The organism is Rhodoplanes sp. Z2-YC6860 (assembly GCF_001579845.1).
Lineage (GTDB): Bacteria > Pseudomonadota > Alphaproteobacteria > Rhizobiales > Xanthobacteraceae > Z2-YC6860.
The window spans coordinates 3504033-3530092 of sequence record NZ_CP007440.1; the positions used below are offsets into that span (position 1 = coordinate 3504033).

The window sequence follows — 26060 nt, forward strand, 5'->3', positions numbered from 1 at the left end:
CTGGGAGGAAAGCATGATCGCGCGCCGCGCCTTCGTCACCGGAGGCTCGATGGCGGCAGTCGCCGTTGCCGCCTCGGGAATTCGCATCGAGCCAAGCCGTGCCCAAGAAGCGCTGAATGCGGTGCCGAATTCGGTCGGCACCGAGCCGCCCAGGCTTAAGGCGCCGGCCAATGCCGCCGACTGCCACATGCACACCTACGATCCGGCGCGCTTCGCGATGCCGCCCAATCCACGGAAGGCGCCATCGAACGCCACGGTGGAGCACTACCGGCTGCTGCAAAAACGGATCGGCACCACGCGCGTCGTCATCGTGCAGCCGCGCAACTACGCGACCGACAACCGGGTGACGCTCTACGCGATTTCGCAGCTCGGGCCGAATGCGCGCGGGGTTGCCGTGGTGAGCCCGTCGGTCACCGATGCCGAGCTCAAGGCCTTCAACGAAGGCGGCATCCGCGGCATTCGTTTCAGCTTGGCCGATCCAAGCTCTCGCGCGGTGACGCCCGACATGGTCGAGCCGCTGGCGAAGCGCGTCGCGGATCTCGGCTGGCACGTGCAGTTCAACGTCGACGGCGAGATGATCGACGAGATGGCGCCGATGCTGCGCCGGCTGCCGACACCGATGGTGTTCGACCATCTGGCGCATCCGCCGCTGCCGGCCGGCGTCGAGCATTCGTCGCACAAGGTCGTCCGCGAGCTGATCGACAAAGGCCGCACCTGGGTGAAGCTATCCGGCGCCTATTCGAACAGCAAGGCCGGCCCGCCGTCCTATCCGGAAGCGACCAGGACCGCGCAGGCTTTCGTGAAGGCCGCGCCGGAACGCCTGGTGTGGGGCAGCGACTGGCCGCATCCCGGTCTGCCCGACAACAACAAGCCGAACGACGCACTGCTGTTCGATCTGATGAGCGAATGGGCGCCCGACGAGGTCACGCGCAACCGCATCCTGGTGCAAAACCCGGAGGCGCTCTACGGTTTCGGCAAGCCGGCGTAAGGCAGATCAACTCCAGGCATGCAGGGCAACCCAGAATGTCTCACGCGATCTCGCGCCGCGCTCTCATCGCAGGCTCAGCCGTCCTTGGAGTTCATGGTTTTGGAATTCATGGCATGACACAACACGCTCAAGCTGCCGAAGCGCCGAAAAACTCGCAACGTCCGCTGGCCGAACGGCTTGCCGCTTATGCTGACAGTCTGCGCTACGAGGATATCGATGCCGCGACCATCGAGCGGATCAAGTCGCACGTCATCGATACGATCGGTTGCGGCATCGCAGCCTTCGACGAGCGGCCGGTGCGGGTGTGCCGCGAGGTGGCGTTGGCTTATGCGGGCGGCGTCTCGACGGTCATCGGCACCGGCCTGCGCGCCACGCCTGATCTTGCTGCCTTCGCCAACAGTGCGGCGTCGCGCTATCACGACTTCAACGATGCCTATGTCGGGCGTTTTACCGGCCATCCGAGCGACAACATCGCGGCCTGTCTCGCGGTCGCGGAGGCCGAGCGGGCGAGCGCCGCGGAGCTCATCACGTCGATCGCGCTCGCCTACGAGATCAACTGCCGGCTGATCGACGCCCTGGACATCGCGGCGCGCAACTGGGATCCCCCAGTGCACGGCCTGCCGGCGGTGGCGCTCGCGGCCGGCAAACTGATGAAGCTGCCGGCCGACAAGCTCGCGCAGGCTGTCAACATCGCGATCAACGATCACATCCCGATGGGGCAGACCCGCGCGCAGACCAATTCGGACTGGAAGGGACTGGCCGCGCCCGAAGCCGGGCGCAACGCCGTGTTCGCGGCCGTGCTGGCGCGCGGCGGCATCACGGGGCCGGCGCCGATCTTCGAGGGCCGGAAGGGCTTCTTCCAGCTCGTGTCGGGACCGGGCGAGGTGGCGGTCGATGGCTTCGGCAGGAAGGGCGTGCCATTTCGGATCCATCAGTGCGGCATGAAGCCCTATCCGGCAGTGATCTACTCCCAGACCGCGATCGCGGCTGCGATCGCGGTCGCCAAGGAGGTCGGCGATCTCGAGCGGATCAGCGCGATCGAGATCGCGACGACCAAACGCGGCTACGAGCAGACCGGGCGCGATCCCGAGAAATGGACGCCGGAGAACCGCGACACCGCCGATCACAGCCTGCCTTACATCACGGCGCGGGCGATGTTCGAGGGCGACATCGACAACGACAGCTACGAGCATGCGAAGATTCACGATCCGCGGACGCTCGCCTTCATGCGCAAGATCAAGGTGAGCGAGGACCCGGCGCTGACGGCGCGCACCGGCCCGTCGACGGTGCCGACGCGGACCACCGCGATCCTGATCGACGGGCAGCGCATCACCCGCGAAGTCGACGACGTGCCGGGCTTTGTCGGCAGGCCGATGGGCCGCGCCGACGTCGAGCACAAATTCCGCAGCAATATCGGCAGGCGGTGGCCGAAGCAGAAGACCGACGCCGTGTTGAAGGCGCTGTGGGCTCTCGACGAGACCAGGGACCTTTCGGTCTTGCTGGGGATGCTTTCGCTGCAGGCGTGAGCTTGAAGCCTCACTGTTGCGGCTTGGTCCCCTCGCCCAGCGAAGCGGGGAAAGGCTCCCGAGCGAAGGCGAGGGGGGAGAGCGGCGCTTGCTGCTCGTCCGAGCCCTCTCCCGGCTCGCATGCGCTCGCCACCCTCTCCCGCAAGCGGGAGAGGGGACAAGAACCGCAGCCGCCGAGTAGGTGCGAAACTCGCTACGGCCTGTTCGGACCGCGCCGGTTGCCTCGCGGCGGCCGTTCGCGCGGCTGCCGGGGTTGCTGCTGGAACGGCTGCTGCCGCGGATTGCGGTTCTGTTGTTGCGGGCCGCCGGGCCGCTGTTGGTTGGGCCGCTGGTTGTTCTGCCGTGGCTGGTTCTGACGGCGCTGCTGCCGCCGCTGGATCGCCATCTGGCGGCCGACATTGTGCGAAGCGAACAGCCGCTGCACGACGCTACGGTCGCGTGCGGCCTCCTGCGGCGGAATCTGGAACGGCACGGCAGCGATCCGTCCACCCAGGCCGGGCCGCAGCGCAAATGCACTCGCACCCTGCGTGAGCGTGCCGAGCCTGCCACCTTGCCGGTCGAACACCTCGATGCGGCCGACGCGGCCGTCGGCGTCCGGATAAAGCTTGATCCTGGGCTCGGTCGTGCCGCCTGCGGCCCCGTCTGGCACCTCGATCACGCCGGTGGTGCCGCGGATGCCGAGCGACGCGGTCGCGGTGGTGAATTTCATGTCGCCGGTCTTGGCGGCCTGACCGGCCACGAAGGCCACGGTCCCGCGAATGACGTTGAACAGCGCCGCGTTCGACCCGCCGCCCTCCTGGTAGACGAAATTGTCCACCGTCAGCCGGGCGTTGGCGTTGAGGTTCAAGGTCGTCTCGTCATCGAAGGTGACGCTGAGCAGCGAATTCGCACCGGCTTGCAGCACGTCGCGCCTGTAGACCGGATCGCTGACCTTCAGAGCAACGGCCGCAGCATTGTTACGGGTTACGGTTGCGCTGCCTTGCAGGGTCGCAACCTGGCCGACTTGATTGTCGGTTGCCTGGGTAGGGCTCGCCAACGTTTGCGCGCGCGCCTGAAACGGCCAAGAAAGCTGCCAGCCAGCCGCGCAGCCAAGAAGCGTGATGAATTCACGGCGCTGCATGTGAGTCCCCAAGCCCGGGAACGCTATCGCAGCGGTTTGAGGCGGGAAACAGGCAACGGCCGGCCGGCGAATGTCGGAATACCAGAATACCGGAAGGGGCGCGAAGTGGCTGCGTTTCGCCCCGTTTCAAGGTTTTTCGCCCACGGTGACGCTTGTGACGCCTCGTGACACTTAATTCCTATAGAGCACCCCTGAGGGGCTGAGGGAATCTATTGAGAATAGGCGTCACGGGCACCGGAAAGCCGTAGCGGTCAGGCCGCGACCGCGTCGCGCTTCTTGACGCTTTCGATCAGCGAGGCTTTGCGCACATAGGCCCGGTGCAAGGCCGGATCGTCAGCGGTGCGGCGCAGCTGTTCCTGCTCCTTTTGGCGCGCCACCGGGTCCTTCTCGTCCATGCGCCTCTTGTTGGCGATGGTCTGCTGCTGGACGAACTCGATGTTCAGCGGGCGGCGGTGCAGGTCGTACTGATCGAGAACGTCCTCGCGCGCTTCGCGGCGGATGACGCGGCCCAGCAGCGTGGTCAGCTCGACGGCATCGTGGATGCCGAAGTTGAGTCCGAGCCCGCCGAGCGGATTGTTCACGTGAGCGGAATCGCCCGCGAGGAACACCCGGCCCTTGCGGAAGCTCGCCGCGACGCGCTGATGCACGTTGTAGAGATTGCGGTGCACGACATCGTAAGGCGTGGCCTTCGGCATGAAGGCCTGCAGCCGCTTCTCGGTCGCGTCGGGATTCATCAGCTCTTCGTCGGTCTGCTCGATCTTCGTCGCCGACAGCACGCGCCAGAGGGGACCGCGCTCGTCGCCGCTCACTTTGAACACCGAGAACCAGGCGCCCGGATCGGTCACGTAGTTGCGCGTGCAGCCCGGATAGATGAGTCCGAGATCCTCGGTCGTGGTCAGGATCATGAACCGCTCGGGATGCGTGTAGCCGGAGAACTCGATGCCGAGCGCCTTGCGCACGGTGGAGCGGCCGCCGTCATTGCCGATCAGATAGCTGCCTGCGATCTTGCGGGTGCCCTCGGCGCTGTCGACGGTGATCTCGACGTGGTCGGCGAATTGCTCCATCGAGGTGACGCGGGCCGAGAACTCGACAGTGGCGTTCGGATAGTCGCGCAGCCGCCGCTGCGCCATGCCGGCGAGCTTGTGCTGCTCGCATTGCACCGCGAACGGGTAGGGCGTCTCGTCCTTGAGGAGGCCGAAGTCGAACTCGGCGATCAGCTGCTTGGACTGCCGGTCCCAGATGCGGAACAGCGGCTCGACATAGCCGCGCTCGATCACCTCGTCGACCATGCCGAGGCCCGCGAGCATTTCCAGGGTCGCGGCATGCGTGGTGGCGGCGCGTGGCATGTCGTTGATGCGAGGCTCGGCCTCGAACAGGTGGACCGGCAGGCCCTGGCGCGCCAGCGCCAGCGCGGTGATGAAACCGACCGGGCCGCCGCCGGCGATGAGAATGGCACGTTCCGTTGTCATATTGCCTGTTGCTTATTGCTGCTTGAGACCGGCGGTCGTGACCACCTCGGACCATTGTTTTAGATCGGCGGCCACCAGTTCGGCAAACTCAGCCGGCGTGATGCATGACGGGTCTGCGCCAAGGGTCGACAGCCGCTCGATAAATTTGGGGTCCTTGCAGGCCTTGGCCATTTCGGCCGCGATTTTATGAACGACCGGCTTGGGCGTGGCGGCCGACGCCAACAGCCCGTTCCAGGTGAGAACCTTGTAGCCCGGATAGCCGGCCTCGGCGACGGTCGGGACATCCGGCAGTTGCGGCACGCGGGCGGCGCTCGATACCGCGAGGGTCCGGATCGCGCCGCTCTGGGCGTGCGGCAGTGCGTCGGACAGGTTCGAGAACATGGCCGGCAGGTGGCCGGCGATGACGTCGGTCAGTGCCGGCGCGTTGCCGCGGTAGCTGACATTGGTCATTTGCAACCCGGCGCGATTGAGGAACAGCACCATCGAGAGATGCGTGATGCTGCCGTAGCTGCCCTCGGCATAGGACAGCGTCTTGGGCTGCGACTTCACCCAGGCGACAAACTCAGAAAGGGTCTTGGCCGGGATGTCCTTGTTGACCACAAGCACGAACGGATTGGTGCCGACCACGCTGATCGGCGTGAAATCCTTGATCGGATCGAAATTCACCTTGGTCAGCGCGGGCGCCACCGTCACCGCAGGCTGCACGCCCCAGAGCAGCGTATAGCCGTCGGGCTCCGCCCGGGTGACCGTGTCCGCCGCGATGGAGCCGTTGGCCCCGATCCGGTTCTCGACGATGAACTGCTGGCCGAGCGCTTCGGAGAGGCGCTGCGCGGCGAGCCGCGCCATGCTGTCGGAGTTGCCGCCCGCCGCGTAGGGCACGATGATGCGGACGGGCTTCGAGGGCCAATCCTCCGCGGCTGCCGGGCCGGCCAATGCAGCGGATGCCAGCATCAGGAGCAGGCCAAAGCGGCAGATCATTCCGAATTTTCTCATGAAGGCACTTTCGTTGATGCGAGCTTTCGCGATTTAATCACCCATGCCAGCGTCATGCCAATTGCCGGGTGTGTCGCACCAAAGCCGCGAGGTCGCGCCATGACGCTTATTCGCAGGCAGTTCTTACAGGCTCTGGGTGGTTTCACTGCGGTTCCGTTCGCCATGCAGGAAGCGCAAGCCGAAGCCTATCCGACGCGGCCGGTGCGCATCATCGGCACCACGGGGCCGGGCGGGCAGGGCGACACCACGGCGCGGCTCGTCGCGGCCAAGCTCACCGAAGCGGTCGGCCAGCCGTTCTATGTCGAGAACATGCCGGGGGCCGGCGGCAACATCGCGATGGCCGCGACCGCGCGCGCCGCGCCGGATGGCTACACGGCGCTGTGCGCGACCAGCAACCTCGTCACCAACATCAACCTCTATCCGAAGATTCCCTACGACCCTTACAAGGACTTCGAGCCGGTTTCGCTGCTCTGCTCGTCGCCCCACGTGCTGGTGGTGCATCCGTCGGTGCCGGCGAAAAGCGTGAACGAACTGGTGGCGCTGGCCAAGGCCGATCCCGGCAAACTCAGCTACGCCTCGGCCGGGCGCGGCACGCCCGCGCATCTCGCCGGCGAACTGTTCAAGGTCACGTTCCAGGTCGACATCACGCACGTGCCATACAATGGCGGTGGGCCGGGCACCGCTGCGGCGATCGCCGGTCATGTGCCGATGTCGGTGTCGGCGTTGCCGTCCGCGGTCACTTACGTCCGCGCCGGAAACCTGCGCGCGCTCGCGCTGTTCAGCAGCCGCCGCTCCTCGGCGCTGCCCGACGTGCCGACCATGAAGGAGGCAACCGGCCACGATCTGCCGGCCGACATCGTCAACGGCTTCGTGTTTCCGACCGGAACGCCGAAAGCCCTCGTGAATTTCCTGCACCGCGAGGTGGTGAAGGTGATGGCGATGCCGGACGTGAAAGAAAAACTCGTCTCGATGGGCTTCGATGCGGTCGGCAGCACGCCGGAGGAATTCGCCGCCTGGATACGAAGCGAGATTCCGCGCTGGGGCCAGGTGATCCGCGACGCGAACATTACGGTGCAGTGATTGCGTCCTGAGGCTGCGCAAGCCGCACCAAGCGCAGTCGTCATTCCGGGGCGCGCCGAAGGCGCGAACCCGGAATCCAGTCAAGGAAGCAGTCTTTGCTGGACTGGATTCCGGGTTCGCTGGCTTCGCCAGCGCCCCGGAATGACGACGTCGAGACATTTCAGCCAACGCTCCGCTGCTCCGGGGTTTTGTTTTCGGACGCCCGGATGCGCCCGTCTCCCTGTTTTCCTTCTCTCTCCAAAAAGGAGAGGGATGGAGCGCCGGGAGGCGCCCAGGGAGCCTTGCGATCGGCTCCCTTAGGCCAGCCTTGCGATCGGCCAGCCTGCACGCCGAGCTTCCGGGACCCAAGGTTTTGAGGGGGTGGGGGTCCCGGGGCGCGCGGGCCCGTGCGAAGAGCCCGGGCGCCTCTCGGCGCTCCATCGCGGACCGCGTTGTCGGCGGCCGCGCCTTGCTTCGTCATCCGGCGTCGCGATCGACGACGCCTTTGACAAGGCAGGGCAGGACCATAATTACACTAGATGCAAGTATAAATAGGCCGTGTACTCATAAACTCGGCGCGATGTCCGCTTCGATCCAAAAGCGACCCAGTTGCCTCATCGCAACGAAATGACGCGATGTGCCAGAAGGCGACATCCGCACCGCAGCAAATCGAGTCTATTCGATCACGGTGTCAGCGCGAGCCATGACGGTCTGTGGCATTACTATGCCAAGCGCCTTCGCTGTCTTGAGATTGATAACCAATTCGAACTTAGTCGGCTGCTCGACCGGTAGATCGGAGGGCTTAGCGCCCTTGAGGATGCGATCGACGTAACTTGCGGCTCGCCGCAGCGTCGCCTTCACGTTTGGACCGTAAGTCATCAGACCGCCAACATCGGCGTGCTCGCGCCAGCCGTACATCGCGGGCAACCCGTGCTGCGCTGCCAGTTCGGCGATGCGACGCCGGTGCAAGAATGCAAAGCCGTGGGCAAACGTGATGATCGCGTCGCATCTGCCCACCGAGGCGTCTACGAATCGCTGCGTGAGATCTTCCGCGCTAGTCGCCGCTAGCGGTTGTAGCGTCATTCCCAACTTGGCTGCTGCCGCCTCAGTTTCGCGCAATTCCACCTTCGTCGGCGGTTCTGATGGATTGTAGAGGACGCCGATGCGCTTTATTGACGGCACGGCTTCCTTGAGCACGCCGACTCGCAACCCGGCGAGTTCATCGGACATGAGAGAAAGGCCGGTCACATTGCCACCCGGCCTTGCAAGACTTCCGACCGCTCCGGTCCCGACCGGATCGCCGCTTACCGCCATGACGATGGGTACCGTCGCGGTGCGTTTCTTGGCAGCCAGTACAGCCGGTCCGGTCATGATGACGATGACGTCGACCTTGCTCGCGATCAAAACGTCCGCAAGATCCGGCAATCGCTCGCTACGTCCCTCGGCCCAACGGTAGTCAAAGACAAGATCCTTGCCCTCGACATAACCGAGTTCGCGCAGTCCATCGCGCAATCCGTCGAGCCATGGATCGGGTGGCGAGCCAGGATGAAGAATGCCAATACGCGCGACTTGAGACCGCCCCTGTGCGACCGCCACCAATGGCCACGCTGCCGCTATGCCACCCAGCGCACCGAGAAACTCTCGTCGCCTCATGTGGACGCCCCTTGGGCTCAGGAGCTGGCATGGTAGCAGTTCAAACGAGTGCTTTGATAGGGCAGAATCAGCTTCGCTACTGCAACACGAGATACTTGCCGATGTCCGAGATGGGTCATTTGCAACATTTGCAAATTATTCGCATGTCAGCTTCGCCCGCGAAAGCGACCTGGGGCCAATGGCGGCAGATTGAAGGCCCCGTTCACCACTTGCTACAACCGCTTCGTTCGCTGGCGACGGGCCGGAGTCTGGGGCCGGATCATGGACGCGTTGGCCACAGCCCATGATGCGTCGGTACAGTTGATCGACACGTCGATTGTTCGCGTGTATCAGCACGGGGCCTGCATCGTCCGGAACCGAAAGCAGTCCATGGGACGGTCACGCGGCGGGCTGACCAGCAAGATCCATGCGCTGGTCGATACCAACGGCCTGCCGGTACGGCTCGCGCTGACCGCAGGCGAGGCGCATGACAACCGTCTCGCAGACAAATTGCTATCGCGCTTGAAGTCCGGATCAATGCTGCTGGCAGATCGCGGGTACGATGCTGATTGGATCAGAGCCCTTGCTGCGAGGAAGGGTGCACTGGCTAACATTCCGCCCCGATGCAACCGCGCTGAGCCAATCTGCTTCAGCCCGCATCTCTACCGCGCCCGCAATTTGGTCGAACGGTTCTTCAACAAGATCAAGCACTGTCGTCGGATCGCAAAGCTGGCGGCGAACTATCTCGCTTTCGTTCAGCTTGCGTCTATCAGGCTATGGCTGCGCGTTAATGAGTCCACGTCCTAGTCAGGCTTTCTCTGACCGTGTCCCGGACGCGGTGCCATAAGCGCGTTTACGCGCGTCTTCGACGCGCGATGGCGTGAGCGGTGCGCTGACGAAACTCGACGACCGTGTGAAGCTCCTCAGAAATGACCGTGTTTGTCATGGCCATAGGAACTTACGGTGACGGCACCCGACAGATACGGCGCGTCCTGCCTTACTGCTGAATCTTCACGCCCGCGATGTCGACCGCCTTGGCCCAGACCGGCAGTTCGGACTTGATCATCTCGGCGAATTTTTCCGGACCCTCGGCGATCGGATCGATGCCGGCCTCCTGCAGCACCGAAAGGAATTTCGAATCCTTGGTGGCCTTGATCATCTCGCTCGACAGCCTGTCGATGATCGGCTGGGGCGTGCCCTTGGGTGCCAGCATTCCGGTCCAGGAGATTGCGCTGAAGCCTGGATAAGTCTCGGCGATCGCCGGCACATCGGGCATGCTCGCCGAACGCTTCGGTCCCGAGACGCCGAGGATGCGGATATTCGGGTTGGTCCGCTGTGCGTAAGCTTCAAGGATGGGCACGAAGGTCGTCGGAATCTGCCCGCCGATCACATCGGTCAGCGCCAGCGCGGTGCCGCGGTAACCGACGCTCGTCATCTTCAATTCTGCGCGCGCGAGAAACAGCGCCATGATCAGGTTGCTGGCGCTGCCCGCACCGCCTCCGCCGCCATAGGGAAGCGGGTCCTTCTGCGCCTTGGCGTAAGCGACGAACTCGGCCACGGTCTTGGCCGGCACCTTGGAGTTGACCAGCAGCACCTGTGGGCTCGAGCCGAGCGCGCTGATCGGAGCGAAATCCTTGACCGGGTCGTAAGGCGTCTTGGTCGTGTTGGGCACGATCGACATCACGTTGGTGCTCGCCCAGAGCAGCGTGTAGCCGTCCGGCGTAGAGCGGGCGACTGCGTCTGTCGCGATGATGCCACTGCCGCCGACGCGGTTCTCGACCACCATCTGCTGGCCCAGCACCTCGGACAGGCGCGCCGCCATCAGCCGGCCGTTGACGTCGATGTTGCCGCCGGCCGCAAACGGCACCAGCAGCTTGATGGGCTTGTCGGGCCAGTTGTCCGCGCGCGCTGACCGGGCGGTTGCCAGATAGGGAAGGGCGAGCGCGGCGCTCAGAACGGTCCGGCGCGACAGGGACGAGGGGAGATTTCCGGCTTGGTTTTTCATGGCGCGGAATTATGCGATCGGGCGCTATTCCGCAACCGGGATCGGCGGGCATGACGCCGCATTGGGTCACGGCGTTCGGCGGGTCGGAACCGCGACAGCCCCTGGCCGGCCCTCAGGCCTGCGGTGCCGGGGTGATGTCGTCCCGGCGCCGGGCCGGCTGGCCGTCGAACGGCAGGCGGACGACGACGCTCGTTCCGACACCCGGAATGGAGCGGATACGCATGGTGCCGCCATGCAATTCCACCAGAGACTTGGCGATGGCGAGGCCCAGCCCGGAGCCGTGTTGGGTCTTGGTGAGCTGGCTCTCCACCTGCTCGAAGGGGCGGCCGAGCTTTTTCAGCGCGTCGCGCGCGATACCGATGCCGGAATCATGGATGCCGATGATCACGCCGCTGCGTGAGGGCCGGCCGCGCACCGTGATGCGGCCGTTCTCGGGCGTGAATTTCACAGCGTTGGACAGAAGGTTGAGCACGATCTGCTTCAGCGCGCGGCGGTCGGCTTTCAGGCCGACGCCGGCCGCGATCTTCGAGGTGACGGTGAGGCTCTTGGCTTCGGCGCGCGTGGTGACCACACGCAGCGCATCGTCGAATTCGCGGGCAAGTTCGACCTGTTCGAGATCGAGCTTGAGACGGCCGGCCTCGATCTTCGACATGTCGAGCACGTCGTTGATGACGTCGAGCAGATATTCGCCGCTGGAATGGATGTCGCGGCAGTACTCATAATATTTGTCGGAGCCGAGCGGGCCGAACATGCCCGAAGCCATGATCTCGGAGAAGCCGATGATCGCGTTGAGCGGCGTGCGCAGCTCGTGGCTCATGTTGGCGAGGAATTTGGATTTCGCCTGGTTGGCTTCCTCGGCCCGGGTCTTTTCGTCGCCATAGCTCTGTGCCAGCTCGCTGAGCTGCTTCGCCTGGATTTCGAGCTTGTGCTGGCTCTTGCGCAGGTCGGTGACGGTGGCCAGGAGCCGCTGCTCGCTGTCGACGAGCTTGGTCTCGTGCTGCTTCAGCGGGGTGATGTCGGTGCCGACCGAGACATAGCCGCCGTCCTTGGTGCGGCGTTCGCTGATCTGAAGCCAGTGGCCATCGTCGAGTTGCGCTTCGAATGTGCGGGCGCCGGGAATGGTCGGGTCTTCGCTCGCGAGCTTGGAACGGATGACGTGCTTGCGGCCCGCCGCGACGACATCCTCATAGGAGGTGCCGGCCGCGATCGCGTCGTCAGCCAGGCTGTGCAGGTTCTGGAAGTTCGAATTGCACAACACCAGCCGGTTCTCGTGATCCCAAAGCACGAAGGCTTCCGGAATGGTCTCGATTGCGTCGCGCAGGCGGATGTCGGCTGCGGCTGTGCGCTCGACGAGTGTCTTCTGCTCGGTGATGTCGACCGCGATGCCGATCAGATGCACGCCCGGTTCGCCGAGTTGATGCACGAGCTCGCAACGCGCACGCAGCCAGACCCATTTGCCAGAGGCGTGCAGCATGCGGAATTCATGGTCGATCGCGCTCGCCTTGGCGTCGGCAAGCTGTGCCGCCACCTCGTACAGTCTGATGTCGTCGGGATGGACCAGCTGGCTCACCTCGCCGAAGGTCATCAGGTCGTCACGTGGTCCGATCCCTAAGATCGCAAACATCGAATGCGACCAGAAGATGCGGCCGCGGGCGAGATCCCAGTCCCACAGCCCGCAGCGGCCGCGGTTCAGCGCGGTGTCGATGCGGCTTCGGACCGTGTCGTAGATCATATCGGCTTCACGGGCGCGGGCGGCCTGCCAATGGAACGCAAAGCCCAGGATCAGCAACACGAAGCCAGTGGTCGCGGTCAGCGTCACGGTCAGCGTGGTGTCGGCGCGCCAGGGGGCGAGGGCGTCAGCGCGAAGCTGATAGGCGATCAGCATTCCGCGGGAATGAGAGAGGCTGCGCACGGTGACGAAGGCAGGATTGCCGCCGGGCAGTTCGATTTCAACAACGCCCGCGCTCGAACCCAGGATGGTCAGCGGCTCGATATCGCCGAGGAGATCATTGATGTGCCGGCCGATCGGTCCGCCGGAGGGCTCCGCTGCGGTGACGATGCCTTCGGTGTTGCTGAGGAGAACCCGGCGCCCCAATGCGGTGGCCCGTGTCGACAGCGCGCGCTCCAGGAGATCACGCCGTGTCACATCGCCGTTCTCCGCGGTCGCGATGCGGTCGAACCGTTCGGCGACGAAGTCGGCGACGTTGTCGAGGTCGTGCATGGCCTCGGCGACCGACTGACGATGATGGTCGAGCACCTGGACCACGGCGCCCACGCCGATGGTCAGAAGGAAGGCGATGATCAGCGCCGGGACCGCCCGGCGGAGCGCGGGTTCGGCGACCAGAAGCCGCCGGTAGGCTGGATTGGCGATCGATTGCGCCAAGCCTTTGATGGAATCCGCGCGTGCGGACGCATTCGCCAGTGCGGCGCGCGCCATGCAGCCCCCTCGATGAAATGTCCCCAGAGAATACGCGGTTGAAACGGTGTGCCGTACCGCTTCGAATCACTCTGCTATTCGAATCGAAGCGGCGAGTCTTGTCGAGAGTCCCAGTCAATATTTTTAGTTAACGTCTCAACAGAATTCATCTGCGAGTCCCCGCCGCAACAGTCCCTGAATTCCCCGAGTCAGTTCAATACGTTGAGTCGCGCGTTACTCCAACACCGCACCGCAAATTCACGACTTAAGTGTCGGCGAGCGCACGCTGCACGATATCGCTGACGTCGCGCGACAGGCCCGACTTGTCTGCGATGCGTTTGAGTGCGGCTTGCGCGCGGCCGCGGCGCCCGGCCTCGAGCGCTCGCCAGCTCTTGAACGCGGTCGACATCCGCGAGGCGAGCTGCGGATTGGCCGGATCGAGCGTCAGGATCGTGTCGGCAATGAACTCGTAGCCTTGGCCATCCGGCCGGTTGAACTGCGTCTGGTTGCCTTGCGCGAACGCGCCGATCAGCGAACGCACGCGGTTCGGGTTTTTCATGGAGAAGGCCGGATGGCTCGTCAGCGCCTTGACGCGATCGAGCGTTTTCGGGTCCGGCGTCGCCGCCTGCAGCACGAACCACTTGTCGATGATCAGCGGGTCGTCCTTGTAGCGCTGGTAGAAGTCGTCGAGGGCAGCAGCGCGCTCCGGCACGTCGTGCAGCGACAACGTGGCGAGAGCCGCCATGCGGTCGGTCATGTTGTCGGCCTGCTGGTATTGCCGCGCCGCAAGCCCGATGGCGTGCGACTCTTGCGTCGCCGCAAGAAGGTCGAGGCAGACATTGCGCAGCGTGCGATGTCCGGCGCTGACCGCGTCCGGGCTGTAGGGCCCGCGGTTTGCGAGGGTTTCGTAGGCGCTGCTCAGCGCCTTGTTGAGATGCAGTCCCATCAGAGCGCGGAGCGCCGCGCGAGAGCGGAAGATCGCATCCGGATCCACGTCACGGCCGATCTCGCGGGCAATATCGGCCTCGCTCGGCGGCAGCAGCGTCTCGGCGACGAAAGCAGGCTCCAGCTTCTTGTCGGCCATGATGATGGCGAGCGCATCGAGCAGGCCTTCGTCGACCTCGGGGTCCTGACCCGCGCGAATGCGCGCCACGTTGCCGACCAGGAGCTGCGTCGCCAGCGTCTGCACCGCCTGCCAGCGGTTGAATGGGTCGCTGTCATGGGCGGCCATCAGCCGCAGATCGTCCGGCGCAAGATTGGCGGTGAGCTTGATCGGCGCCGAGAAATTGCGATTGGTCGACAACGCCGGCCGCTCGTTGATGCCGGTGAAGACAAAACTCTGCGCCGGCTTGTCGAGGACGAGCAGTCCGCGGTCGATCGTTGTGCCGTTGTCGAGCTTGAGCGGAAGATCCCGGCCGTCTCGACCGATGAGCCCTGTCACCAGCGGGATGACCATCGGCTCTTTCGTCGGCTGGCTTGGCGTCGGCGGAGTGACCTGCGCGAGATCAAGCCGGTAGGTCTTGGCGCCCGCATCATAAGTGCCGGTCGCCACGATCTCGGGCGTGCCGGCTTGCGAGTACCAGCGCATGAACTGCCCGAAGTCGCGGCCGCTCGCGTCGGCAAAGCATATGACGAACTGCTCGACGGTCGCGGCTTCGCCGTCGTGGCGTTCGAAATAGAGATCGGTGCCTTGGCGGAACAGCGCGGGGCCGAGCATCGTGTGGATCATCCGCACCACCTCGGCGCCCTTCTCGTAGACCGTGGTGGTGTAGAAGTTGTTGATCTCGCGATAGAGCTCGGGCCGCACCGGATGGGCGAGGGGCCCTGCGTCCTCGACGAACTGGTGGGTGCGCAATGCCCGCACATCGCCGATGCGCGTCACCACGCGTGAGCGCTGATCGGACGTGAACTCCTGGTCGCGATAGACCGTGAAGCCTTCCTTCAGGCAGAGCTGGAACCAGTCCCGGCAGGTGATGCGGTTGCCGGTCCAGTTGTGGAAGTATTCGTGCGCGATGATCGCTTCGATCGAGACGTAGTCCGAGTCGGTCGCGGTCGTGGACGTCGCCAGCACGTATTTGTCGTTGAAGACGTTGAGGCCCTTGTTCTCCATGGCGCCCATGTTGAAGTCGGACACGGCGACCACCATGAAGATGTCGAGGTCGTATTCACGGCCGAATGCCTCTTCGTCCCAGCGCATCGAGCGCTTGAGCGAATCCATGGCATAGCCGGCGCGGTTCTCCTTGCCGGGCTCCACGTAGATGCGCAGCGTGACGTTGCGGCCGGATTTGGTGACGAACTTGTCTTCGATGTGGCCGAGCCTGCCGCCGACGAGGGCAAACAGGTAGGCAGGCTTCGGCCACGGGTCGTGCCACACCGCGAAGTGCTTGCCGCCGGGAAGATCGCCTGACTCTTTCAGATTGCCGTTGGAGAGAAGGACGGGCGCTTCGGCTTTGTCGGCCTCGATGCGCGTGGTGTAGACCGCCATCACGTCGGGCCGGTCCGGATAATAGGTGATGCGGCGGAAGCCTTCGGCTTCGCATTGGGTGCAGTAGTTGCCGCTCGACTGATAGAGCCCGGAGAGCTGCGTGTTGCCCTTCGGGTCGACCAGCGTCTCGATCTCCAGCGTGAATGGCCGGTTCGGGGGCTGCGCGATCGTCAGCCGCTCCGGAGTTGCAGTGAAGCGGTCGGTCGGCAGGAGCTGGCCGTCGATCTTCACCGATATGAGCGATAGCTCGTCGCCGTCGAGCACCAGCGGTGCGGGTGCGCCCGCCGCCGGATTGGGCTTGACCTTCAGCGTCGCGCGCACCGGCGTCTGCGTCGGATGAAGCTTGAAATCGAGGTCCACGGTCTCGACCAGCCAGTCGGGCGGCCGATACTCGGACAGACGGACGGGGCGGTGTTCTTCGGTGCGCATCATGTCTAGGGGACCGTCGTTGGTATTTGCCCATTGCAGGTGGGACGCGATCTAGGCGGGATTGTGGGCAAAGTCACCTTGCTAGATCGCGGATGCGTCCAGGCATAGCATGTTCTCAACAACAACGCTGCCAGGGAGGCTACCGTGACGCATTCGTTCAATGCCGGTTGTCCGTGCTGTCTGCCGCGACCTTTGACGAGCCAAAAGACCAGCCAAGAGACGAGCCAAGACTTGTCGCGGCGCGGATTCCTTTGCACGACCGCGGCCGGCGCCGTGGCAGCTCCGGCGGTCGCCGCAAGCGTGATCGGAACGGCGGGTGATGCAGCCGCAGCGCCCGCGCCCAAATCTTCCACGCCCAAGCCCGGGCGGCCGATCCTGCTTAAGGGCGGCATCGTGCTTTCGCTCGACCGCGCGGTCGGCGATTTCGAACAGGCCGATGTGCTGATCGAAGGCAAGACGATCAGAGCCGTGCAGCCCAACATCAGCGCGCCGAACGCCCAGGTGATCGACGCGAAAAACCGCATCGTGATGCCGGGCCTGGTCGATACCCACCGGCACATGTGGCAGGGCTTCCTGCGCAACGTGCTGCCGGACGGCTCGCTCGACGACTATCGCAACGTCGTGCAGCGCACCTTCGGCGCCAAGATGGTGCCCGACGACGTCTATGTCGCGGACCTGATCAGCGCGCTCGGCGCGATCGACAGCGGCGTGACCTGCATCCTCGACTGGTCGCACATCCAGAACTCGCCGGCGCACAGCGACGCCTGCGTCAAGGGCCTGCAGGAATCCGGCGTGCGCGCGGTGTTCGCCTATGGTGCCGGCCAGAACGAAACCGGCCGGGTGTTCGAGATCGCGACCTCGAAATATCCGGGCGACATTGCGCGGCTGCGCAAGCAGTATTTCTCCAGCGACGATCAGCTCGTCACGCTTTATCTCGCCGCCGGCGGCACGCCCGAGCAGACGCTCGAGCAGTTCAAGGCCGCGCGCGACGTCGGCGCCCGCATCACCATCCATGTCGGGGTCGGCGAGTTCGGCAGGAACGCGCTGCTCGAGAAGCTCCACGCCAAGGACGGACTGAAGGCCGACACCACCTACATCCACTGCTGCACGCTCAACGACACCGAATGGAAGCTGATCCGCGACACCGGCGGCACCATCTCGATCGCGAGCTATGTCGAGACGCTGATGGGCCACGGCAACCCGCCGATCCAGAAGGCCATCGACCTGGGGATCAGGCCGAGTCTCAGCGTCGACGTCGAGACCTCGGTGCCGAACGACTTCTTCACCCAGATGAGGACGGTGTTCTCGCTGCAGAAGAACGAGGTCTGGGCCAAACGTCTTGCCGGTGACAAGGACCCACCGAAGTTCCTGACCGTCCGCGAGGTGCTGGAGTTCGCCACCATCGAAGGCGCACGCGCCAACGGCCTCGACAAGAAGATCGGCACGCTGACGCCGGGCAAGGAGGCCGACATCATCATGCTGCGCACCGACCTGCTCAACGTGATGCCGATCAACAATGCGGTCGGCGCGGTGGTCACCAGCATGACGGCGCGCAACGTCGACACCGTGATGATCGCGGGCAAGATCATGAAGCAGAACGGGCAACTGGTCGGCGTCGACATGAACCGCATCGCGCGGCTCGCCCGCGAGGCCCAAGCGCGCAACTACAAGAACGCCGGCGTGCCAGACAAACGGGTGTGACTGTCGTGTTATTGTCCGTGGCCGGGCCCCGTTGGCCCGGCCACGTGATTGAGGGGGACGGGGATGGCGGATCGTTTCGATGTCGTGGTGGCGGGCGCCGGCCACAACAGCCTGGTGGCGGCGGCGTACCTCGCCAAGGCCGGCTACCGCTGCCTGGTGCTTGAAGGCCGTTCGGTGCTGGGCGGTAACGTCGTGACCGAGGAGCTGACGCTGCCGGGCTTCCGCCACGACTCGTGCGGCACTGCCCATGTCATCCTGCAGGACAGCCCGATGATGCGGAACGACGAGCTTGGGCTCGCCGATTACGGGCTCGAATACATCCATCCCGAGATCGTCTGCCACGCGCCGTTCCTCGACGGCTCGTGGCTTACGCAGTATCACGACATCGACCGCACCGTTGAGCAGTTCGCCAAGTTCTCCAGGAAGGACGCCGACGCCTACCGGCGCATGTACAACGAATATGACGCGATCAAACCGCTGTTCGACGCGGCGTCCTACACGCCGATTGGTTTCGGCAAGCCGATCAACGAGGCGCTGAACGAGCATCCCGACGGCAAGAAATGGCTGCGCCGCCAGGCGCGTTCGGCCTGGGAGATCATCCGCGACAATTTCGAGGACGATCACTCGCGCTGCTTCATGCTCTGGATGGCGTTCCAGACCGTGACGCCGCCGGAATGGCCGATGACCGGGCGCAATGCCTATTCGCTGGCCTGGGGACGGCAGCGCTGGAGCTGGTGCATCCCCAAGGGCGGCTCCGGCATGCTCACCGAAATCCTGGTGCGGCTGATCGAGGATTACGGCGGCGTGGCGCTGACCAACAAGATGGTGCATCGCCTGATCGTCGAGAACGGCAAATGCACCGGCGTCGAATGTGCCGACGGCTCGCGCTACCTGGCCGACAAGGCGGTGCTCTCGACCATCCACGTCAAGCACCTGATCGACATGGCGCCGCACGAGGCCTGGGCCGAGGATTTCGTCGATGGTGTCGAAACCTATCAGGGCGGACCGACGCTGTTTGTCCAGCACTACGCCACCAGCGTGCCGATGACGTTTCAGGGCGACGGCGGCAACATCACGCCGATTGCCTGCGCGATGCTGTCGGAGCCGACACGGGCGCTGCGCATGGGCTACGACTTTGCCCGTGGCGTCGCCAATGTCGAGGAGCCGGTGCTGCTCGCAGTGTCGCCCACCATCGGTGATCCGAGCCAGGCGCCGCCCGGCAAGCACACCATCAAGATCATCGGCATGCAGCCCTACGATCTCAAGGAAGGCCCGCAGCACTGGGACAACATCAAACACGATGTCGCCAAAGCCAACTTGAACTGGCTCCGACGCTTCTCGCCCAATCTCACCGACGACAAGATATTGGCGAGCGTCATCGAAAGCCCGCTCGATCTCGAAAGGAGGAATCCGCACAACTGGCATGGCTCCTGCCATGGCGGCGCGCAGAACGCCGCACAGGCTGCGGCGCTCCGTCCCGCGCCCGGCTGGGCGCAGCACCGGATGCCGATTGCGGGTCTCTATCAGACCGGTTCCACCACGCACCCGGGAGGCTCGATTTCCGGCGGTCCGGGGCGGAATGCCGCTGCCGTGATGCTCAAGGACTTTGGTACAACCCTTGATGCAGTGGTGGCGCAGGGCCGGGCAGAGCAAAAAGCATCGGCTCCAGCGCTCGCCAAATAGCAGGCCTTCGGATAATCAACAGCAAACCGAATACGAGGGAGGAAAAGATGGGCGGGCTTTTGAAATGGGCATTGGGTGCGCTGACCGCAGCCGGGATCGCGGCTCTGCCGGCTGCACCGGCATCGGCGCAAAGCTGGCCGAGCCAGCGCGTGACGATCGTGGTGCCATTCGGCGCCGGATCGAACACCGATATTCTCGCCCGCATCTTCGCCGATGAGATGGGCAAGAAGTGGGGCCAGCAGGTCATCGTCGAGAACCGTCCGGGTCTCGCCGGCACCGCGGCTGTCGCCAAGGCCGTGCCTGATGGCTACACGCTGATGGTCACCTCCAACGGCCACACCGTCGCGGGCCTCGTCACCAAAGACGCGCCATTCGATCCGGTGAAGGACTTTGCCGGCATCACGCGTCTCGGTTCGTCGCCGCTGTTTCTGATCGCGTTCCCGGGTACGCCGGTCAAAACCGTGAAAGACGTGATCGAGCTTGCGAAGAAAGAGCCGGGCAAGCTCAATTTCTCCTCGCCGGGTCTCGCCAGCACCACGTTCATCGCCGGCGCTCTGTTCCGCAAGGCCGCAGACATCAACATCGTGCATGTGCCGTTCCGCAGCGCGCCGGACGCGGTGACTGCGGTGTTGCGTGGTGACGCGCAGTTCTATTTCGCGCCGGTCAATCTCGCCCGCGATCAGGCCGAGGCCGGCAAGGTCGTCGCCATTGCGGCGGCTACCCCCGCGCGGCTTCCGGAACTGCCGAACACGCCGACCTTCACCGAGGCCGGTCTGCCGTTCGTCTATGACTCGTGGTTCGGATTGCTGGCGCCGCGTGCCGTTCCCAAGCCGATCCTCGACAAGATTGCCAAGGATTGGGCGGACGCGCTGAAGACCGCGGACATGCAGGAGAAAATCAAGGCGCAGTTCGTCGTCGCCAAAACCGATACGCCCGAGGCGATGGACAAGATCATCAAGGATGAGACCGCAAACCTGACGGAAGTGTTCAAGGAAGCCGGTCTCGCGGGATCGCGATAAAAAGCTTTGCGAAGCGGCCCCAGAAGGGCCGCTTCGCAAAGAGCCGTTCGGGAGGAAGATGATGTGGGTTCGGGGATTGGTGCTGGCTGCGGCGCTCGCCGCAGCGGCAGGCAACGCTGACGCGCAGCCCGCGTCCTATCCGACGCAGATGGTGCGGATCGTCGTGCCGTTCTCGGCCGGCAGCATCACCGACGGGCTCGCCCGCGTGCTCGCCGACAAACTCGCCGAGCGCTGGCAGCAGCAGGTGATCGTCGAAAACCGGCCAGGCATCGCCGGTACGGCTTACGTCGCGAAGGCCGCGCCTGATGGTCATACGTTGATGCTGACGTCGAATGGCCACACCATCGGCGCGGTGGTCAACAAGAACCTGCCGTATGATCCGGCGAAGGACTTCGCCGGCGTCACCGAAGTCGCCGAGGTGCCGCAGGCGCTGATCGTGCCGCCCGATCTGCCGGCAAAGAACGTCACCGAGTTCATCGCACTGGCGCGCAAGAGCCCGGGCAAGATGAATTTCTCATCGGCGGGACTGGCCAGCACATCTTATCTCGGAGCCGAGCTGTTCAAGCAGACTGCCAAGATCGACATCGTGCATATTCCGAACAAGGGCGCGCCGGAGGCGGTCACCAGTGTGATGCGCAACGACTCGCAACTGTTTTATCTCGGCGTCAATCTCGCGGTTGAGCTGAACCAGAGCGGCAAGGTGCGCGCGATCGCCGTGTCGACCGCAAAGCGCAGTCCGGCGCTGCCGGACGTGCCGACGGTCGCGGAGTCCGGGTTGCCGGATTACAAATACGAAGCCTGGTTTGCCGTGATGGCGCCGGCCGGCACGCCTAAGCCGATCCTCAACAAGGTGAGCGAGGACATTGTCGGGATTCTGCGGAATCCCGACGTGGCCGAAAAGCTGACCCGGCAGGGCGTGGAGATCGTCTACAGCACGCCGGACAAGTTCGACGCGGTGCTGAAGGCCGATGTCGAGCGCAACAGCGCGATTCTTCGCGCCGCGGGCGTCGGCGCTCAGTAGCTTCTATCAGGGCTCTCAAACAGACGGGCTGTCATTCCGGGGCGCCGCGAAGCGGCGAACCCGGAATCCATTTGAGACGGCGGTGTCTGGATCTGGATTCCGGGTTCACTCGCTTTCGCGAGTGCCCCGGAATGGCAGCTGCGCGTTCACGCCGTGCGGCGGACGTTGCGGCCATAGAGCGGCTCGGCGTGGCCGATCACGCGCTTGATCGAGGGCGCGCGGCGGCGCAGGCCGCGCTCCAGCTCGTCGACCTTGTCATGCACCGCCTGCACGGTCAGTGCCGGATCGAGCCGGCAGTGGAAGTTCACGATCTCGCCTTCGTCGGTCTCACGCACGCGAACGTTATGCACCTCGGTGATCTGGCCGATCTCGGCCGCGAGCTCGGCGAGAGTCATCTCCACCGCCTTGACGCGCTCGGGGGGCGCCTCGCGGCCCAAGGCGTCCTGCTGCAGGGGCTCGATGTGCGTCTCGACCTCGACCTCGGTGCCGAGCTCGTCGCGGAGCGCGGCCTCGAGCCCGTCGGCCACCTCATGCGCCGCCCCGAGCGTGAGCTTGCGGTCAAGTTCGAGATCGAGCGAGACCGAACGCTTGCCGTGAATGTCGTGGACGGTGACATGATGCACAGCGACGCCGCGGTTTCGCGCGATCACCATGACACGTTCCTGGACGGTCTCGGTGTCGAGCGCGCGTGGCGCGATGGTGACTACCGCTTCGGACCGCGGCATCTCGGCCCGGATCGCTTCGGCAACCTGGGTCTTCACGGCTTCGACGCGGTCGAGCGGCAGCGTCCGGCTGACGCCGGCCACGACCTCGACGAAAACCTTGTCGCCGGACGGGCGCACCCGGACGCGGTCGACCGCGACCACGCCGCGAACCTTCGAGGCCGCGCGCGAGACGGTCTGTGCCGAGCCAGCCGGTGCCGTGTCGGTCAGCGTGTCGATGGTGCGCCGGCCGAGCCGCCAGCCTGCGATACAGACGAACAACGCCACCACAAGCGCCGCCGCGGAATCTGCCCATTGATAGCCCAGCGCCAGGCCGCCCAATCCGACCAGCACGGCGAGCGAAGACCACATGTCGGAGCTGAAGTGCAGCGCATCGGCCTCCAGCGCTTCGCTTACGGTTTCCTTTGCCACGCGATTGAGCAGGCGGGCGCGGAAGAAATCCACGACGATCGAGACGATGATCACGGCAAAGGCCGCGATCGTCGCCTCGACAGCGTGACCGCCCTCGCCGAGGAGGCGCCTTGCCGCTTCCCACATGACCACGCCGGAGAGCAGGAACAGCAGCGCCGTCTCGGCCAGCGCGGCGACGCTCTCCATCTTGCCGTGGCCGTAGTGATGCTCCTCGTCGGCGGGCTTGCCGGAGACGCGGACCGCGAAATAGGTCATCAGCGTCGCGCCGAGGTCGATCAGCGAGTGTGCCGCCTCCGACAGGATCGCAAGCGAGCCCGTCAGCGCGCCGACCACGCCCTTGGCCACGGTCAATCCGCCGGATGCCAGGATCGACGTCAATGCGACTCGTTCCTTGGTGGACTGCATCGGGCGGCTCATCCTCTTGGGTCGAATTCTTGGGTCGAAGGAGACAGGCAAATAATGCGTCCGAGCGTGAGTGCAAAGCGTCTTGTTCGCGCTGCGCATGGTTGGCCCACGTCTTTTTGGAAAAGCGGTGTCCACTTTTCCAAGACATGCGCTAAGCTGCAAACGACAATAAGAACGATATGCATCACCAAGCGCAAAAAGCGCTGGTTTTTCGGGAGGGCGACCATGAAGGGGCTGACATTTCGGATATTGGCGGCAGCGATGCTGCTCGTTGCGATTGGTTCGCATTCGCGCGTTTCGGCGCAGGACTATCCGTCAAGAAACATCACCATCGTGGTGCCGCTCGGCGCCGGCACCGGCATGGACGTGCTGGTCCGGTTTTTCGCGGACAGGCTCCAGGCCGCGTTCGGGAAGGCGGTGATCGTCGAGAACAAGCCCGGCGCCTCGACCATGCTTGCGGCATCGCAGGTCGCCCCGGCCACGCCGGACGGCACCACGCTGGTGGTGCTCACAAGCAGCGGGCTTGCGATCAATCAATGGCTCTACAAGCAGATCAACTACAATCCTGAAGTGGATTTCACGCCGATCAGTCTCTACGTGAAGTCGCCGCTGATCCTGGTGGTGAACCCGAACGTGCCGGCCAAGGACGTGAAAGAGTTCATCGCTCATGCCAAGGCGGCCAAGCCGCCGCTCGACTACGCCTCGGTGGGCGCCGGCGGTTTCCAGCACATTGCGATGGAGCTTGCCAAACAGCGCTTCGGTTTCGAGGCCAATCATGTGCCGTATCGCGCGACGGGCCAGTCCATCACCGATCTGATCGCGGGCCATGTGGCCACCGGCTTTGTCGAGGCGGGAGCATCGATCCCTGCGATCAAGGAAGGCAAGCTGCGCGCGCTCGCGGTGTCGTCCCGGGACAGGCTTCCGCTGCTGCCCGAGGTGCCGCCGTTCTCCGAAGCGTCCGGCGCACCCGACTTCGAGGCGGTGTCCTGGCACGTGTTGCTGGTGCCCTCGAAGACGCCGAAGCCGATCGTCGATCGGCTGCATGCCGAGATGCAGAAGATCATGAGCGACCCGGAGATGAAGAAGCGCGCAGCCGACATCGGACTGATCCCGGTCGATTCGCCGTCGATCGCCGGGATCAACGACTACATCAAGTCGGAGCGCGTGAAGTGGGGCACGCTGGTCGAGAAGATCGGGCTGAAGGGCTCGCAGTAGTTTGGACATCTGAAAATCGGAAATCTCATGACAGGTCGCTTGCAGGATAAGGTCGCGCTGGTCACCGGCGCGGGCTGTGTCGGTCCAGGCTGGGGCAACGGCCGCGCCACCGCGGTGCTGTTCGCCCGCGAGGGCGCCAAGGTGTTCGCCGCCGACAAGAACGGCGAGTCGATGACGGAGACCGTCGAACGGGCGAAGGAGGCCGGCGGCACGATCCGCACCCATGAGTGCGACGTGACCAACAATGCTTCGGTCAAAGCTCTGGTCGACGCCTGCGTCGCTGCCTTTGGCCGGATCGATATCCTGGTCAACAACGTCGGCGGCTCGGCGGCCGGCGGCCCGGTCGAGCTTTCGGAGGAGGGCTGGGACGGCCAGATGGCCTACAACCTCAAGAGCGTGTTCCTCACCTGCAAGCACGTCCTGCCCTTGATGGAGAAGCAGGGCGGCGGCGTGATCGTGAACCTGGCGTCGACCTCGGGCCTGCGCTGGACCGGCTCGGCGCAGGTCGGCTACGCCACATCGAAAGCGGGCGTGATCCAGTTCTCGCGCGTCACCGCCGTGCAGTACGCCAACAAGGGCATCCGCGTGAACACCGTGGTGCCGGGGCAGTTGCACACGCCAATGGTGGAGGCGCGGCTCGCCAAGCAGCGCACCGGCGGCGACATCGATGCGTTACTCAAGTCGCGCGTGAAGCGCATCCCGCTGGGGTTCATGGGCGACGGCCGCGACACCGCCAACGCCGCGTTGTTTCTGGCCTCCGACGAGGCGCGCTTTGTGACCGGCACCGAGATCATCGTCGACGGCGGTATGGTGGCTCGCTGCGATTAGCGGCCGCACACGCGGATGCCATAAGGACAACATGTCTTGAGCTGACACTTTCCACATGCGGGTCAAAAAAACTCGTGCGGATTCGATTTCTTGCGCACGAGTGCGCCCAAGAGACGCTCTTTTCGCCTATCTGGCCGGAGTCCTTTGCCGTGAAATATGAAAGCCCAATGGGAATTCCGGACGACATCGCCAGACTTGTTGGCATCATAGCGGCGCATATGGAATGGATTGAGCTGCTCCTAGAGCGCGCCATCGCTGAAATTCAGGAACATGATTTCTATCGCATCGCTTTACTTACCAACGAGGTCTCTCTTTCATCTGAGTGCGATCTGATACTCGGGTACGCTAGGGTCTTTGAAGACAAGCACCAAGACATTTGGAAACAATTCACGGGGGCCATCAAACAAATACGCGATGCATATTCCCGCCGAAACGAATTTGTCCACGCCCAGTGGAAGCGAGACAAAGATACTCAAAAATGGGGCAGAGCCATTGTCCGGATCAAGGGTGGAAAATTCACTTTGTCGGATGAAGAAATCGACATCAAAGAGCTCGAAGCCGCCGCCAATCAGATTTGGAACGCAGGCGAGAATTTCGTCAAAGTGTTACAGGATCGGGGCATTCTGACGCACATTCAATAACGACATTGATACGCTTAACCGCGTCCGCGGCCCGCGACCATTCCTCAACCTGACAAGCTCTAGCACAGCTGCCTCAATCATTGAGGGAGCGAAAGTGTTGTTCCGTCGATTTGAGGCGTCGGACTTTATGTGCATTGCTTAAGTATATGGTGGTGATCTGGTCCATGGCCGATCTTGTCCTCGCAACCGCTGTAAAATGAATGCGGACTTGCGATTGGAAGTGTTGAAAGTTGCTGGCATCATCGCAGCCATCAGGCTCGGCGCTTCGGCGCGAGAAGCCATTTGGGAAGAA

18 protein-coding genes and 1 pseudogene are annotated in these 26060 nt (G+C 64.1%); 11 read left to right on the top strand and 8 right to left on the bottom strand.

From position 1 onward, the window contains the following. The first annotated feature begins 13 nt into the window (after nucleotides 1–13). Both RHPLAN_RS16155 and RHPLAN_RS16160 read left to right on the top strand, forming a co-directional pair. Nucleotides 14–988 (top strand): amidohydrolase family protein, encoded by a 975-nt coding sequence (locus RHPLAN_RS16155; RefSeq protein ID WP_084244995.1) that lies wholly within the window; start codon nucleotides 14–16, stop codon nucleotides 986–988. A gap of 113 nt (nucleotides 989–1101) precedes the next feature. Next, nucleotides 1102–2514, top strand: coding sequence for an MmgE/PrpD family protein (locus RHPLAN_RS16160; RefSeq protein ID WP_198164951.1), 1413 nt, complete (start codon nucleotides 1102–1104; stop codon nucleotides 2512–2514). A 193-nt stretch (nucleotides 2515–2707) separates the two neighbouring features. Here RHPLAN_RS16160 and RHPLAN_RS16165 read toward each other — a convergent pair whose 3' ends face one another. From RHPLAN_RS16165 to RHPLAN_RS16175, 3 genes are all read right to left on the bottom strand, one after another. Further along, on the bottom strand, nucleotides 2708–3634 hold the full coding sequence (locus RHPLAN_RS16165; protein WP_068019840.1) for a FecR family protein: 927 nt from the start codon (nucleotides 3632–3634) through the stop codon (nucleotides 2708–2710). 251 nt (nucleotides 3635–3885) lie between these two features. Continuing rightward, a complete protein-coding gene (locus tag RHPLAN_RS16170) occupies nucleotides 3886–5103 on the bottom strand; it encodes an FAD-dependent oxidoreductase (RefSeq protein WP_068019842.1) in 1218 nt (405 codons plus the stop codon). Nucleotides 5104–5115: 12 nt separating this feature from the next. Next, nucleotides 5116–6096 (bottom strand): Bug family tripartite tricarboxylate transporter substrate binding protein, encoded by a 981-nt coding sequence (locus RHPLAN_RS16175; RefSeq protein ID WP_084244999.1) that lies wholly within the window; start codon nucleotides 6094–6096, stop codon nucleotides 5116–5118. A 99-nt stretch (nucleotides 6097–6195) separates the two neighbouring features. On the opposite strand from RHPLAN_RS16175, the gene RHPLAN_RS16180 reads away from it, so the two are divergent. Next, entirely contained in the window at nucleotides 6196–7176 is a 981-nt protein-coding gene (locus RHPLAN_RS16180; RefSeq protein ID WP_198164953.1) for a Bug family tripartite tricarboxylate transporter substrate binding protein, read from the top strand. A gap of 654 nt (nucleotides 7177–7830) precedes the next feature. Here RHPLAN_RS16180 and RHPLAN_RS16185 read toward each other — a convergent pair. Continuing rightward, entirely contained in the window at nucleotides 7831–8751 is a 921-nt protein-coding gene (locus tag RHPLAN_RS16185) for an ABC transporter substrate-binding protein (protein ID WP_237180196.1), read from the bottom strand. Between the two features lie 255 nt (nucleotides 8752–9006). Here RHPLAN_RS16185 and RHPLAN_RS16190 point away from each other — a divergent pair. After that, nucleotides 9007–9594 (top strand): annotated as a pseudogene (locus RHPLAN_RS16190) (IS5 family transposase); the annotation flags it as partial. Nucleotides 9595–9784: 190 nt separating this feature from the next. Here the strand turns inward: RHPLAN_RS16190 and RHPLAN_RS16195 are convergent. The 3 genes from RHPLAN_RS16195 to pepN form a co-directional block, all read right to left on the bottom strand. Further along, nucleotides 9785–10792: a Bug family tripartite tricarboxylate transporter substrate binding protein gene (locus RHPLAN_RS16195; RefSeq protein WP_068019849.1), complete on the bottom strand. Its 1008-nt coding sequence runs from the start codon at nucleotides 10790–10792 to the stop codon at nucleotides 9785–9787. Nucleotides 10793–10904: 112 nt separating this feature from the next. Continuing rightward, nucleotides 10905–13229, bottom strand: a complete 2325-nt coding sequence (locus RHPLAN_RS16200; protein ID WP_068019851.1) for a PAS domain-containing sensor histidine kinase — start codon at nucleotides 13227–13229, stop codon at nucleotides 10905–10907. A gap of 244 nt (nucleotides 13230–13473) precedes the next feature. After that, entirely contained in the window at nucleotides 13474–16122 is a 2649-nt protein-coding gene (gene pepN / locus RHPLAN_RS16205; protein ID WP_157100783.1) for an aminopeptidase N, read from the bottom strand. Nucleotides 16123–16353: 231 nt separating this feature from the next. Between pepN and RHPLAN_RS16210 the strand changes: the two genes are divergently transcribed. The 4 genes from RHPLAN_RS16210 (at nucleotide 16354) to RHPLAN_RS16225 (ending at nucleotide 21546) form a co-directional block, all read left to right on the top strand. Continuing rightward, entirely contained in the window at nucleotides 16354–17823 is a 1470-nt protein-coding gene (locus RHPLAN_RS16210) for an amidohydrolase family protein (protein ID WP_198164963.1), read from the top strand. A 63-nt stretch (nucleotides 17824–17886) separates the two neighbouring features. Further along, nucleotides 17887–19506: a phytoene desaturase family protein gene (locus tag RHPLAN_RS16215; protein ID WP_068019858.1), complete on the top strand. Its 1620-nt coding sequence runs from the start codon at nucleotides 17887–17889 to the stop codon at nucleotides 19504–19506. A gap of 47 nt (nucleotides 19507–19553) precedes the next feature. Then, nucleotides 19554–20525: a Bug family tripartite tricarboxylate transporter substrate binding protein gene (locus RHPLAN_RS16220; RefSeq protein WP_084245007.1), complete on the top strand. Its 972-nt coding sequence runs from the start codon at nucleotides 19554–19556 to the stop codon at nucleotides 20523–20525. Between the two features lie 58 nt (nucleotides 20526–20583). Beyond that, entirely contained in the window at nucleotides 20584–21546 is a 963-nt protein-coding gene (locus RHPLAN_RS16225; RefSeq protein ID WP_084245009.1) for a Bug family tripartite tricarboxylate transporter substrate binding protein, read from the top strand. A 146-nt stretch (nucleotides 21547–21692) separates the two neighbouring features. Here RHPLAN_RS16225 and RHPLAN_RS16230 read toward each other — a convergent pair whose 3' ends face one another. Further along, the gene (locus RHPLAN_RS16230) at nucleotides 21693–23084 is read right to left on the bottom strand and encodes a cation diffusion facilitator family transporter (protein ID WP_068031331.1); all 1392 of its coding nucleotides are present in this window, start codon (nucleotides 23082–23084) and stop codon (nucleotides 21693–21695) included. 225 nt (nucleotides 23085–23309) lie between these two features. Here RHPLAN_RS16230 and RHPLAN_RS16235 point away from each other — a divergent pair, with 225 nt between their 5' ends. The 3 genes from RHPLAN_RS16235 (at nucleotide 23310) to RHPLAN_RS16245 (ending at nucleotide 25768) form a co-directional block, all read left to right on the top strand. Beyond that, on the top strand, nucleotides 23310–24299 hold the full coding sequence (locus RHPLAN_RS16235) for a Bug family tripartite tricarboxylate transporter substrate binding protein (RefSeq protein ID WP_198164965.1): 990 nt from the start codon (nucleotides 23310–23312) through the stop codon (nucleotides 24297–24299). 27 nt (nucleotides 24300–24326) lie between these two features. Next, nucleotides 24327–25127, top strand: a complete 801-nt coding sequence (locus RHPLAN_RS16240) for an SDR family NAD(P)-dependent oxidoreductase (RefSeq protein WP_068019866.1) — start codon at nucleotides 24327–24329, stop codon at nucleotides 25125–25127. A gap of 149 nt (nucleotides 25128–25276) precedes the next feature. Continuing rightward, nucleotides 25277–25768 carry a hypothetical protein gene (locus tag RHPLAN_RS16245; RefSeq protein WP_157100301.1) on the top strand — a complete coding sequence of 164 codons (492 nt, stop codon included), beginning with the start codon at nucleotides 25277–25279 and terminating at the stop codon, nucleotides 25766–25768. Nucleotides 25769–26060 lie beyond the last annotated feature (292 nt).